This is a genomic window from Pelagibacterium sp. 26DY04 (assembly GCF_031202305.1).
Lineage (GTDB): Bacteria > Pseudomonadota > Alphaproteobacteria > Rhizobiales > Devosiaceae > Pelagibacterium.
The window spans coordinates 2,036,222-2,048,306 of sequence record NZ_CP101731.1 but is presented as its reverse complement, the minus strand read 5'-3'; the positions used below and the strand labels follow the sequence as shown (position 1 = coordinate 2,048,306).

The following is a 12,085-nucleotide window of genomic DNA, read 5'->3' as shown; positions in this document are numbered from 1 at the left end:
TGGGTTGGGCAGGGCGCTGGTGCGGCACTAGAGATTTTCGGGTATCGGCTGGTAGAACCAGCGTTCGGACATGGCGTTGAGCGTGCCATCGGCCTTGGCGGCAACAATGATCTCATCAATCCTGGCCTGCAGTTCAGGCTCGCCTTTGGGAAGGCCGATATAGCAGGGCGAATCGGCGATAACGAACAGGGTTTCGGGACGGCGCTCGGGGTCGGTTTCAAGTACCGTCGCCGCAACCACATTGGCCGTAACCACGGCATCAACCTGCCCGGAAAGAAAAGCAGCCATCGTGGTACTTCCATCTTCGAAGCGGCGGATTTCGGTGCTTTCGAGTGCCATCTCGGTGATTTCGAGATCCTCGATGGACCCGCGCGCCACCGAAACCGTCATGCCCGCGAGGTCTTCGACCGAATCTACCTCGAGATCGGCGGGGCCAAAGACGCCACTAAAAAAGGGGGCGTAAGCCTGCTCGGAGAAGTCGATCACCTCGGCCCGCTCGGGATTACGACCCAGACTGGAGATGACGATATCGACGCGGCCACTCGTAAGGTAGGGCACGCGATTGGCGCCGATGACCGAGGTCATTTCCAGATCGACACCTAGGCTTTCCGCGACGAGACGGGCCATGTCGATATCATATCCGACTAGTTCAAGATTGGCGTCGGTCATCCCGAAGGGAGGGCCATCCTGCGGAACGGCGACGCGGATAACGCCTGATTCAGTAATCTCATCCAGTGAGCGCGCTGCCGCTTGCGAAACCGCAATGGAGGCGATGCCTACACCCACAATTACCCAGATCAATTTGGACTTCATTTCTGTTCTCCGCTTCCCCTTGGCCAGGCCTGCTTGCCGGCGAGATGCTGATGGAGCCCCGGCACCCGCAGAGCCCTTGATTATGCTAAAATAATGCGCACAAATTAAGAATGCACATTTTTTCGCCCGTGACCAGACGAAAAGTAATGACGTTCCATCGTTGTCCCCTTATGGTTCAGATCGTGCCTTGCGAAGTGTCGCTAGGATTCCATCGAACGAAAGAGACGGGAGCTTAAGATGACCATCAGACGCGTGCCGATCGCGGACATGCCCACCAAATCCAAAGTCGCATTCTATCATTTGCCGGGAGGGGGTGGCTTCATGTGGGCAGTGGCAACCTCGCGCGATACAAGCGTGGGGCTGCCCGAGCAGGCCGCCGGCGCGCTAGAGGTCATTGACGGCTACCTTAGGGAGGCTGGGCTCGATCGCACGCGAATCGTCAAGGCCGAAGTGGTGGTGACCGATCACGATCAGAAACCGGCATTTGACAAGGTATGGTCCGAATGGATGCCTGACGGTTATGGGCCGGTGCGCTCATTCGTCCAGTCGGTCATGCCAGAAGGCGATCAGGTGGAAATTATCATCACTGCAGCGCTGCCGGCCGACTATCCAGCGCCCTGATTGGCTTTCGATCGGTCGACATCGGCTCGGCCCATCGCGCAGCTTTTCCATGGAAAAAAAGGACACGCCATTGACATCGCTCTGTGAGCCGCTGGCTCTTTCCGACCGCGCTGCGCGGCTGTCGCGGCGGCTCCGCGAACTCGCGGCAATCAGCAGCCAAGCGGGGGGAATCACGCGATTGTTCCTCACCCCAGAGCACATTACTGCAAACACGCTCGTTGCGTCATGGATGGAAGAGGCGGGGCTTACCGTCCAGATCGATGCAGTAGGTAATATCATTGGGCGCTACGAAGGTGAAACACCGGACGCGCCAGCCCTTATGATCGGGTCTCATCTGGATACTGTCCAGGATGCTGGTCGATTTGATGGACCTTTGGGCGTGATGATCGGGATTGAGGCGGTCGACAACCTCAGGGGTGCGGGACTGCGCCTTCCATTCCCGCTGGAGGTTGTGGGGTTCTGGGACGAAGAGGGGGTACGCTTCGGCGGCAGTTATTTGGGAAGTCGGGCGCTTTCCGGGCAGGTGCTTGCGGAACACCTCGACATCAAGGATTCTGAGGGGATCACGATAGCCCGCGCGCTTGAGGCGATCGGGCTGCCGCCTGATCGGATCGGGACGGCGTCCCGGCGCGGCGCGCCGCCGCTCGCTTATATAGAAGTTCACATCGAGCAGGGACCGGTCCTTGAGCGCGAAGGGCTAGCCCTAGGCTGTGTTACTGCCATCTCCGGTTCAATACGGGCTCAGTTCGATGTTGAGGGTATCGCGGGGCATGCCGGTACCCTGCCCATGCAGGGGCGCCGCGACGCGATGGCCGCCGCCGCCGAGTGTATTCTCGCCGTGGAGCAGATTGCCACCGATGCCGGAATCGTGGGCACCGTCGGCCTGGTGCAGAGCCGCACCAATGCGGGTAATGTGGTGCCGGGCAAAGTGCGCTTTTCGATCGACGTTCGCGATCAGGACAATGATGCGCTTGCCGCCGCGTTTGAACAGCTCCTTGCACGGTTTACGGCCATCGCTGCGCGTCGCGGGGTGATGATATCTGAGGTCGTGCGCCGCTGCTCGGACGCCAAGGCATGCGCGCAGGGCATCGTGAATCAGATCAGCGCGGCACTGGAAGCCAATGGACACCCGCCCCGCCTGCTACAGAGCGGGGCGGGACACGACGGGATCGCGATGAGCGAGCTGGCACCATTTGGTATGGTGTTCGTACGGTGCCGCCAAGGCATCAGCCACAACCCGGCCGAGCATGCCAGCGACGAGGACATAGCTGAGGCAATTGATGTGCTCGACCACGTGATCGCGAACTTTCGATCGGAGTAGTGGGTGCTCTCAAATTGCCAACCGAGCCAATTCGACCCTATCGGAATCGATTCGGTTCCGCCTGCTGACATCGCCGACGAACAGTATATGCGAAGCTTTCTCGGTGCGAGCGTCAGCCCATTTCGAGGTCTATCCAGTAGCGATAGCGGTCGGCACGGTAATGGTTGACCGCGTATTCGGCTGGCAGGCTGCGCTGATCGCGCACAAGGCGCCGAGCAACAAGGGTGGGATCGCCGACGGACATCTCAAGGAGTTCGGCCGTTTCGACGTCAGCGCAGGCCGCCTCTATATATTCGCGCCCCCCGCTTAGCAGCACCCCGCACTGTTCGGCCAGCCACAGGTACAGCGAATTGGAATTCAGATAATTCAGGTCGGGAGGTGCAACTTCACCCATAACGGCCGCCGGTATCCAGGAGGTGGTGACACCGATCGGGCGCCCGTCGGCAAGCAGGAGGCGGCACGTCCTGAAGGCGCGGCGGTCTCCATGGAGTTCAAGCGCGCGAACTACTTCCTCGTCGGGTTCTGAAAAGCCGAAAAGCAGTGTCTTATATCCGGGCTCGATGCCGCGACGACGCATGTCGTCAGCAAAACCGGAAAGAACATTGAGCGGTTGGTCGACCTTGGCAGTGACAACGATTGATCCGCGTCCGGACTGCCTGAAGATCAGTCCTTCGTTCTCGAGCTTGTTCAGTGCAGCGCGGGCGGTTGTGCGGCTAACGCCGAAGACACGGTTGAGGTCGCCCTCGGAGGGAAGCTTGTCTCCCTCTTTGAACTCTCCGGCTGAAATAGAGGATCGCAGTATGTTGGAGATCTGAAACCAGATCGGCACCGGACCTTTTTCGATACGCGCGTCGTGCCAGGCCATGATCCTGCCCTACTTGTAAACCGCCATGACGTCATGACAACTTTCGATTAACGCGCCGGTTAGTGACAATCAAGCTTTGAGGTGATTGTCCTACGTGCGCACTTTGGCACGCGACCCTGATTCTTATGTCACCCCATCAAGCTCTTTATGTCGAAGGTCGTCTCGATAGGGCGGAACGCGAACTAGGGGCATTAATCGCTTCGTGCATTGAGGGCTGTCTTTACTGCGCCTCGGTACACGCGCGGCGCTTCATCTAACTGTCCGGCAACATCGAAACTATAGAACGCATCTACCGGTTCGGACTGCACGAGCCCGCAGCCCCAGGGGTCGCGCGACTATTGTGAAGTGCCATCGATCACATCACTATCGGCAACCCGAGCACATCGAAACTCTCCGCAATACGGGCCAACCGGCCCATGCACACGTTGGGCCATTCCCACTAAACTATTGATCAAAGGATCGAGCATGAAAGTTTCAACCCCCACGCACCGGCTGCCATTGGGCCTACAGTCAAGCGCGCCGCGCCGACGCGCAAATGTTCAGGTGCTCGAAAATATTAGGGCGATAGTTGAGCCCATTGGGTGACCGATCTTCCGGCAATGAAGTAGCTCAAATGAAATCTACGCCGCCGCGTTTTCCGCTCCGTCCCCGGCTCGAGCGACCTACCGGGTGGCCGCCCTGCCCATGGGGCCAAAGTCGAGATCGAAGCCGTCGCGATCCTCCCAAACGCTGCAGACACGTTCGCTTTAGATCACAGACGCGCAAAGTCCATCGTTTCGGGGTGTTTAGCTAATCTTGACGGGCCTGTCAGCCCCTCTGAAGCATGTACGGGAGGGCTATAACTCGACCCTGAACCTGTACCGGTCCGATCTGTAGATCACCGTAGCGAATTCCACAGGAAGGCCGCTGGTGGCCTTCGCAATGCGGGTTATGACCAGAACCGCCGTGCCGGGTTCGATTTCGAGTTGGGCGGCTGTCGTGGGGTCAGCGGCTTGCGCCTCGATGAATTCTACGCCGCCAGAAATCTCAATGCCGATATTGTGCCGCAGCCACGAATAAAGGGAGCCCGTGGCCAGAATGTCCCTGGTTGGCGTCGGGATATCGCCAAAGATATCGGGGCGAATCCACGAAGCCGAATGGCCAATGAGACGGTCGTTTGCCTTGAGCAAACGGACCGATTTAAACGGTTTGTCGGAACTGGCCAGCCCCAAGGCATGCGCAGCCTCGCCGGTCGCGGTCTCCCAACCGCATTCGAGAACCGTAAAGGACGGGACGAGACCCCGGCTGAGCATGTCTTCGGTAAAGCCACGGATCTGGCTGACGGGTTGGTCGACTTTAGGGGCAAGGACCACGGACCCCACACCTGGTCGCCGGATCAGAAGGCCGTCTTGGACCAGCCGGTTGAGCGCTGCCCGCGCCGTCGTGCGGCTGATGCCAAAGGTTTCGTTGAGGCGTGCTTCGGTGGGCATGATATCGCCGGGCGAGAACTCGCCTCTGGCGATCGATCGTCTGAGGATTTCAGCGATCTGGAACCATTTCGGCGCGCCTTCAGGCGCCAGCGATGCCGTTTCCCAGCTCATTCTTGCCTACAATGTCATTACAAAATGCAGGCATACACGTTCGGGTCAGTTTGGGCAAGTTATGGCCATTTCTCTGATGAAAGTTCTGGCAAAATGCACAGGGAATGAGCAGGGCGTGGTCAAGTTAGAAAATGTGGGCAAATTCCGATTGACCTTAATGTCATTACATTGTTACCAAATGTTGGAACCAGGAAGGGGGAACGATGAACGCGACGCTTTTTGTCGGCGATGTGAGTCTCGATCTGAGCCTTGCGATGTCCCACGTGCCCGACCTAGACGAAAAGGTGCATTGCATCGGGGCCGAGGAGAGCGTGGGTGGTGTCGTCGCCAATACGGCGGTGGCTTTCGCGCGCGCAGGGGGGCAGGCCCGTCTTCTCGTGCAGTTGGGCAGCGATCATGCTTCCACCTATGTTCGGGAAGTGCTGTGTCAGGAGGAGCTGACTCTCCTCGCGGCCGAAAGTCCCGGCAAGCTGTGCCGCGTGGTTACCCTTCTCGAGCCGCATGGTGAAAAGCGGCTTCTGCTTTATCCCGGCGTCTCACTCTATCCCTCGCCGGACGTCGTTGGTTCCTCCGATCTTACCGGGGTACGCCACGTCCACACTGCTTGTTTTGGGCCTGCGGCCGAAGTCCTGATAGACCGCGCCCGGGCATCCGGCCGCGCTTGGTCTATCGATCTGGAGCCGGCGAGCTTCGCGTCCGGCATCAATAGTCTTGCCAAGATGATCGATGGCGCGCGGATTCTGTTCGTCAACGATCGTGCCGCCCAGGCCATTGGAGGCAATGCCGTTGAAAGGCTTTTCGCCATGGGCGCGCACGCCATTGTCAGGACGCGCGGCGCGGCTGGGGCCGAATTTCATTCAGCCGGGAACGTTGTTTCCGCGCCACCGCCGTCTGGCCTGCCCATTCTCGATACGACCGGAGCTGGTGACTGCCTGGCGGGTTGGCTTCTGGCCGGCCTTGAGGCCGGTCTCGATGCAGCGGTCAGCCTGAAACGCGCGGTGCGCGCGGCGACGATCTCGTGCGGCAGGTTTGGCGCCCAAACGGCCTACCCCACCGCGACCGAACTCCAATCCCTTTACGATCAAGAAGAGGTCCAATGACTCCGCCCATCGTGATGCCGGCGAAAGACAACGCGCTGGATGTCCATTTCAAACGCAAGAAGCCGATCATTGGCGTAATCCACCTGCGCGCCTTGCCGGGAGCGCCGCGCTACGAAGGTGAGAGCATGGCGGGGATCATCGCCGCCGCACTAGCCGATGCTCGCACTCTATCCCAGGGCGGCATCGATGGCATTATGGTCGAGAACGCCGGCGACATGCCCTTCTCGCGCCCCGAGGATATCGGCTACGAGACCGTTGCGGCACTGAGTGCGGTGTGTCAGGAAATCCGCGGCGCGGTTGATACCCCCATTGGCATCACTTGCGTGGCCAACGGCGCCATTCCGGGCCTGGCCGTCGCCAAGGCGGTTGGCGCGCGCTGGGTGCGTGTCAATCAGTGGGTCAATGCCTACGTGGCCAATGAAGGTTTCCTCAACGGCCCTGCTGCCCTTGCCATGCGCTACCGCGCGCAGATCGGGGCCAAGGACGTCTCGATCTTCGCGGATGTTCACGTAAAGTTCGGCGCCCACGCGATCACCGCCGACCGTTCGATCGCCGAGCAGGCGACGGACGCTGAATGGTTCGACGCCGACGTCCTGATCGCCACGGGCACCCGCACCGGTTCGCCCACCCGCCCCGAGGAGGTGGCTGAAGTGCGCGCTGGCACTAACCTGCCGGTGATTGTGGGCTCGGGGCTTTCCCCCGAACAGGTACCCGCGCTCATGGCGGCGGCGGATGGGGCGATCGTCGGTCAGTGGCTCAAGCACGATGCCAAATGGTGGAACCCGGTCGATCCTCACCGTGTCGAGCAGTTGATGAACGCGGTCGAAAAGGAACGGTTATGACAAGCCTGACCGGGGATACCGACGTCTTTACCGCCGATGTTTCCAGCGCCAAGTCGCGCGCTTCGGTGATGTTCATGAGTACGCGGCACGACGATCTCCCAGGAGCCTATGGACCTGCTGAGCGGGATACCATCCTCTCCGAACTCGACCGACTCGCCGATGAGGGCTGGACACTTACCTTGCGGAAGGTCTTCGATTCCGAGGCCCCCAACGCCCCGTGCGCTCTTGCGACCGGCTTTGCCCATGGCCACGACGTGGCCGGTGTCTTCGAAGCCCCCGATCCTGAGGCAGCGCTCCGGGGCACCATCAGGCTGGAGAAGGCGGGCTGGGCCAGAATATTCCGCACCGAATGGCTTATCGGGATCAAGGAGTTTGCCCCCGTCATGGGCAAGGGCAGCTTGACCGATCACGACTGGGCGTTTCTGGCCCTTTGGGAATGGAACGACCAATGGTGCGAGGCATCGGAAGCCGCGCGCACTGAATACGATCTCGAATGCGATATCGCCTTCAAGGGTGACTTGGCCTTGGGCGTCAACATCGCCGGCCGCCACCGCATGGATTGGTCGCATGGTTGGCATCATCTGGGCGCCTGGGAGATCGATGGCCCCGATACCGCCGACGCCGCCATTCGCGGCCATGAGGCGGTGGCCGATTTCAAGTTCACAACGTCACGCCACATCGTTGGCCGCATCGCGCCGATCGAAACCCTGATTGCTCCGAGGCAGTTCTGAAAATGACCGATTCCATCTGGATCCACTATTGTCGCCCACGGCCCCATTGGTACGGGCTCGACCAAGAGCAAAAAGAGGCGCTCGAAAGGAATTGGGAGATAGTGCGTGCCTCCGCTCAAGACAAGGGCGCCGCCTTCCAGGGCCGTTTCCACATTCGCGGCCAGCACGATTTCCAGGAAGTTGAGATCTGGCGCTTCCCGGAGACAGGCGCCATCTTCGAATACTGGTCAGAGCTCTGCGCGGCGCGCTACAACCAGTTTTTCGCCTTTTCCAACAATATCGGCCTGGAAGCGGGCTCATGACCGCGCCGCTACTCGACGCCCGGGGCATCAGGAGAACCTTCGGTCATGTCCGGGCGCTCGATGGTGCCGATTTCAAGGTGATGTCCGGAGAGATCGTGGCGCTGATCGGAGACAACGGCGCGGGCAAGTCGACGCTGGTCAAGATACTCGCCGGGGCCGATCGGCCCAACGAAGGCACGATTTTTGTCGAGGGTCGACCGGAGAGCTTTTCCTCGCCCACGGACGCTCAGGCGGCCGGGATCGCGACCGTCTACCAGGATCTGGCGCTGGCTGCTGACCTGACGCCGTCTGACAATCTCTTTCTGGGCCGCGAAGTGCTGCGGAAAGGCTTTTGGAGTCGGTTCGGCTTCCTCGACCGGGGAGAGATGCAACGGCGGTCGGTCGAGCAGTTCGCACGACTGGGTGTGCAGCTCAAATCCCATCGCGTCTCGATCGATTCGCTCTCCGGCGGCCAGCGTCAGTCCGTGGCCATCGCCCGGGCGGCCATGTGGGCACGCAAGCTCGTCATCCTCGACGAGCCAACCGCCGCGCTCGGCGTGGTACAGACCCAGCGCGTCCTGGAGCTGTGCCGCCGCATCCGTGACGAGGGCACCTCGGTGGTGCTGATCAGCCACAACATGCCGCAAGTGCTCGAAGTCGCCGACCGCATCCAGGTGCTGCGGCTGGGCCAGACGGTGGCCGATCTCAAGGCAGCTGACGCCACGGTGGACGACCTCGTCCGCGAGATGACGAGCGGCAAACTCAGGGAGCAAAGCGCGTGAGCAACGATATTGCCATCACCAAGACCGAAACCGCCGAGGAGCGCTTCCTGCGCCTGGTCACCAATGGCTGGATCTTCCTTTTGCTGCTGGGGCTTGTCGCCTTCTTCCTCATCCTGCGTCCGGCCCAGTTCGGTTCGGCCTACAACGTCCAACAACTGGCGATCAACGCGGCCATCCTGCTCGTACTTGCGGTGGGGCAGACCTATGTGATCATGACTTCGGGGATCGACCTCTCGGTAGGGTCGGTGCTGGTGTTTTCCTCGGTGGTGTCGGCCAAGCTGATGCTCATGCTTTCGGGCGCCGACGGCACCACCTACGGGACCACGGACGCGGGCTGGGACGTCATCGCCATCGGCACGCTTGCTGCTCTTGCCGTCGGGGCCGCTTGGGGGGCACTCAACGGCGTCCTCGTCGCCATTGCCAAGATTCCGCCGCTCATCGTGACGCTGGGCAGCATGGGGATGGCTTTGGGCGGCGCGCAGATCCTTTCGGGCGGGGTCGACGTCCGCGCCATGCCCGAGTTGCTCGTCACCCAGATCGGCTCAGGCCGGCTGCTGGGCATCCCCATGCTGGTTTTGATCGCGGCAGCGGTGGTGATCGTGGCGGGGATCGTCCTGCACCTCACTCGCTTCGGCATGCACGTCTTCGCGGTGGGCTCGAACGCGGAGGCCAGCCGCCGCAACGGCATTCCCACCACGCGCCGGCTGATCGAGGTCTATGCTATTTCTGGGCTGATGGCCGGCATCGCCGCCGTCATGTCCAATGCACGCTTTTCAACCACCACCATCAACGGCCACACCATGGACAACCTCGCCACCATCTCGGCGGTGGTTCTGGGCGGCACCAGCCTGTTCGGCGGCCGGGGCAGCGTGTTCGGAACCGTAGTAGGGGTCTTCATTCCCATCATCCTGCTCAACGGGTTCGTCATCCTTGGCATTCCGCCGTTCTGGCAGACCGTAGCCATGGGTGCCGTCCTGATCCTCGCCGTCTGGATCGATCAACTCAAGCGACGGCTGCGCAAGCGGGGTTAGCCGGAAGCGGTCCCGCCAACTCAAAGGGAGAAAAGCGTAATGACAAAACCAATTCGATTGGCCGTGGCAGGCCTCGCCCTCACTTGTTTCGGGGCCGTGGGAGCAACAGCCCAGGACGAGGGCACAGTCGACCTTGTGCTCGGCTCGAGCGGCAGCCCCTTCTACCAAGCCATGCAGTGCGGCGCCATGGCGCGCGCCGACGAACTTGGCCTCGCACTCACGGTCTCGGCCGCGGACCAGTTTGCTGCGGACGCCCAGATACCGGTGGTCAACGCCGTGACCGCACGTGGACCAGACGTCGCCGCCATCGTTCCCACCGACATGCAGGCGCTGATCGCACCCATGCGGGAATTGGCCGAACGCGGCACCAAGGTTTTGACAGTCGACCAGACGATCTCCGATGTTTCCATCCTCGAAACCCAGATCCTCACCGATAATGAGGAAGGTGGGGCCATGGCTGCCGACCAGCTTGCCCAGCTGATCGGCGGCAGCGGTAAGGTGCTGGTCATTACCCAGCCGCCCGGCTCTCTAGCTCAAGACGCCCGCACCGCCGGTTTCGAGGCCGCGCTGGCCGAGAACTATCCCGATATTGAATATCTCGGCGCGCAATATCAATCCAACGACCCCCAGCGCGCCGCCGAGATCGTGACCTCTACGCTGTCGGCCCACCCCGATCTGGCCGGAATTTTCTCGACCAATGATCAGGGGGCGATCGGCGCCATCACCGGGCTGCGGCAGGCCGGGGCGGTGGGCCAAGTTAAGATGGTGGCCTATGACGCCGCCAGTGCCCAGGTGGCGGCCTTGAAGAACGGCGAACTCCAGGCCTTGATTGCGCAGAATCCGCGCCAGCAGGGCGAGGTCGCCATGGATATCGCCGCGAGTCTCTTCGCCGGTGAGGAGGTCGAGCCCGTCACCATGACCGAGATCGTTGCTATCACCTCGGACGAGCCGGATCTGGCCGACCGGTACGAGTATATCGCCGACTGTATGTAAGAGAACTGGCAAATCCAGAAACCTATGGACCAGGGCAGGGGGGAATTCCTCAGCCCTCGTCCTCAACCCTGGCGGGATGCCTTGGCATCCACGGATGCGGTGTCACTTTCGGGAGCGGTCGACAGGATGCTTCCTCTGTCGAGGCGCCGCTTGCAATCTTTCGGCAATTGCCGAAGCGGGCACGAGCCGCTTTCTTCCGGCGTTGTACTTGTGCTTACGCAAAGTGCCGGATTTCAGCAGGCGGGTGATTTGGGAAGGACCATACCGAGAACTTCGGCGATATCCCGAACCGGCAGCAATTCCCGATCCTCAAGCACTATGACCGAAACCCCGTCACCGTCGGCAACGGCAGCGCAGACGTTCTGAAGCAACTTGTTTAGTGTCGGTGGAAGAGTTGTGGTCACATGGCCGGGAAGAGCGGATGTTTCCGGTCGGCGGGTTTCGGCTGCGATCAAGGCCTTCATGATCCGGCGTGCCGCTACCTGATCGTCCTCACCGGGTGTGAATCGGATGACATAGGGGGCAACGGGGATCATAAGCGAGCTCCAGGGCATCCGTATCCGGATCGTTGGCGGGGTCGCCGTCGCTTGGCCATGTCTCCCAACCGCTTTTCTTGAGGTCGAAGAGATATCCGTAGATGTCGAGCGTAACGGCGATCGATCCGTGACCTACGACCGTGGAAATGTCCTCATCCTCGCAGCCGTCGAAAATCAGCAAGGCCACGAAGGTATGCCGGAGGTGCCGCATACCGGATCAGGACTGCAGACGATCCTGGCGATCGACATGATCCGCTGGTGTTGATGGGCATTGTCGCGATACTCGAGGATCTCGGCCATACGGTGGTGCCAGCCACATCGGGCAGCGACACTCTGGGCAAGCTGCGCTCGCGCTCCGACATCGCCCTTGGTTTTTCTCGATCACGCGATGCCCAAGATGACGGGCTGCAGTTGGTCGACGGCATCAGGCAGGAATGGCAGCATCTGCCGATCCTTCTGGCAACGAGCAATGTCGCAGGGTCGGACCATCGACCTGCCTCGGCTCGCAAAGCCCTTCACCCAAGGACAACTTGAAGCAGTCGTTGCTCAATATGCAAAGGGCGATTTAGCCAGGGATTGGTTCAGGTCA

16 protein-coding genes are annotated in these 12,085 nt (G+C 60.9%); 12 read left to right on the top strand and 4 right to left on the bottom strand.

Going from position 1 to position 12,085, the window contains the following annotated elements:
• Nucleotides 1–27: 27 nt before the first annotated feature.
• Nucleotides 28–813 (bottom strand): transporter substrate-binding domain-containing protein, encoded by a 786-nt coding sequence (locus tag NO932_RS09995; RefSeq protein ID WP_309207245.1) that lies wholly within the window; start codon nt 811–813, stop codon nt 28–30.
• 237 nt (nt 814–1,050) lie between these two features.
• Here NO932_RS09995 and NO932_RS09990 point away from each other — a divergent pair, with 237 nt between their 5' ends.
• The gene (locus tag NO932_RS09990; RefSeq protein WP_309207244.1) at nt 1,051–1,434 is read left to right on the top strand and encodes a Rid family hydrolase; all 384 of its coding nucleotides are present in this window, start codon (nt 1,051–1,053) and stop codon (nt 1,432–1,434) included.
• A gap of 49 nt (nt 1,435–1,483) precedes the next feature.
• Nucleotides 1,484–2,755, top strand: a complete 1,272-nt coding sequence (locus NO932_RS09985; RefSeq protein ID WP_309207243.1) for an allantoate amidohydrolase — start codon at nt 1,484–1,486, stop codon at nt 2,753–2,755.
• 112 nt (nt 2,756–2,867) lie between these two features.
• On the opposite strand, the gene NO932_RS09980 is transcribed toward NO932_RS09985, so the two are convergent.
• Nucleotides 2,868–3,620 carry a GntR family transcriptional regulator gene (locus NO932_RS09980; protein ID WP_309207242.1) on the bottom strand — a complete coding sequence of 251 codons (753 nt, stop codon included), beginning with the start codon at nt 3,618–3,620 and terminating at the stop codon, nt 2,868–2,870.
• 125 nt (nt 3,621–3,745) lie between these two features.
• Between NO932_RS09980 and NO932_RS09975 the strand changes: the two genes are divergently transcribed.
• Nucleotides 3,746–3,877 (top strand): carboxymuconolactone decarboxylase family protein, encoded by a 132-nt coding sequence (locus tag NO932_RS09975; protein WP_309207241.1) that lies wholly within the window; start codon nt 3,746–3,748, stop codon nt 3,875–3,877.
• A gap of 579 nt (nt 3,878–4,456) precedes the next feature.
• Here NO932_RS09975 and NO932_RS09970 read toward each other — a convergent pair.
• On the bottom strand, nt 4,457–5,200 hold the full coding sequence (locus tag NO932_RS09970) for a GntR family transcriptional regulator (protein ID WP_309161130.1): 744 nt from the start codon (nt 5,198–5,200) through the stop codon (nt 4,457–4,459).
• Nucleotides 5,201–5,403: 203 nt separating this feature from the next.
• Between NO932_RS09970 and NO932_RS09965 the strand changes: the two genes are divergently transcribed.
• Genes NO932_RS09965 through NO932_RS09935 form a run of 7 tightly spaced genes read left to right on the top strand, consistent with a single transcriptional unit; the run spans nt 5,404 to nt 10,960 of the window.
• Nucleotides 5,404–6,300, top strand: a complete 897-nt coding sequence (locus tag NO932_RS09965; RefSeq protein ID WP_309207240.1) for a carbohydrate kinase family protein — start codon at nt 5,404–5,406, stop codon at nt 6,298–6,300.
• A complete protein-coding gene (locus tag NO932_RS09960) occupies nt 6,297–7,142 on the top strand; it encodes a BtpA/SgcQ family protein (RefSeq protein WP_309207239.1) in 846 nt (281 codons plus the stop codon). Before NO932_RS09965 ends, NO932_RS09960 begins: the two co-directional genes overlap by 4 nt.
• Nucleotides 7,139–7,873: a hypothetical protein gene (locus tag NO932_RS09955; protein ID WP_309207238.1), complete on the top strand. Its 735-nt coding sequence runs from the start codon at nt 7,139–7,141 to the stop codon at nt 7,871–7,873. The genes NO932_RS09960 and NO932_RS09955 overlap by 4 nt, the downstream gene beginning before the upstream one ends.
• A 2-nt stretch (nt 7,874–7,875) precedes the next feature.
• Nucleotides 7,876–8,175 (top strand): hypothetical protein, encoded by a 300-nt coding sequence (locus tag NO932_RS09950; protein WP_309161134.1) that lies wholly within the window; start codon nt 7,876–7,878, stop codon nt 8,173–8,175.
• On the top strand, nt 8,172–8,936 hold the full coding sequence (locus NO932_RS09945; protein ID WP_309161135.1) for an ATP-binding cassette domain-containing protein: 765 nt from the start codon (nt 8,172–8,174) through the stop codon (nt 8,934–8,936). Before NO932_RS09950 ends, NO932_RS09945 begins: the two co-directional genes overlap by 4 nt.
• Nucleotides 8,933–9,967 carry an ABC transporter permease gene (locus NO932_RS09940; protein WP_309161136.1) on the top strand — a complete coding sequence of 345 codons (1,035 nt, stop codon included), beginning with the start codon at nt 8,933–8,935 and terminating at the stop codon, nt 9,965–9,967. Before NO932_RS09945 ends, NO932_RS09940 begins: the two co-directional genes overlap by 4 nt.
• Nucleotides 9,968–10,006: 39 nt before the next feature.
• The gene (locus NO932_RS09935) at nt 10,007–10,960 is read left to right on the top strand and encodes an ABC transporter substrate-binding protein (RefSeq protein WP_309207237.1); all 954 of its coding nucleotides are present in this window, start codon (nt 10,007–10,009) and stop codon (nt 10,958–10,960) included.
• 233 nt (nt 10,961–11,193) lie between these two features.
• Here NO932_RS09935 and NO932_RS09930 read toward each other — a convergent pair whose 3' ends face one another.
• On the bottom strand, nt 11,194–11,496 hold the full coding sequence (locus tag NO932_RS09930) for a hypothetical protein (RefSeq protein ID WP_309207236.1): 303 nt from the start codon (nt 11,494–11,496) through the stop codon (nt 11,194–11,196).
• Nucleotides 11,497–11,623: 127 nt separating this feature from the next.
• On the opposite strand from NO932_RS09930, the gene NO932_RS09925 reads away from it, so the two are divergent.
• Together NO932_RS09925 and NO932_RS09920 are read left to right on the top strand one after the other, a co-directional pair.
• Nucleotides 11,624–11,761: a hypothetical protein gene (locus NO932_RS09925; protein ID WP_309161139.1), complete on the top strand. Its 138-nt coding sequence runs from the start codon at nt 11,624–11,626 to the stop codon at nt 11,759–11,761.
• Nucleotides 11,761–12,030, top strand: coding sequence for a response regulator (locus NO932_RS09920; protein ID WP_309207235.1), 270 nt, complete (start codon nt 11,761–11,763; stop codon nt 12,028–12,030). Before NO932_RS09925 ends, NO932_RS09920 begins: the two co-directional genes overlap by 1 nt.
• The last annotated feature ends 55 nt before the right edge of the window (nt 12,031–12,085 follow it).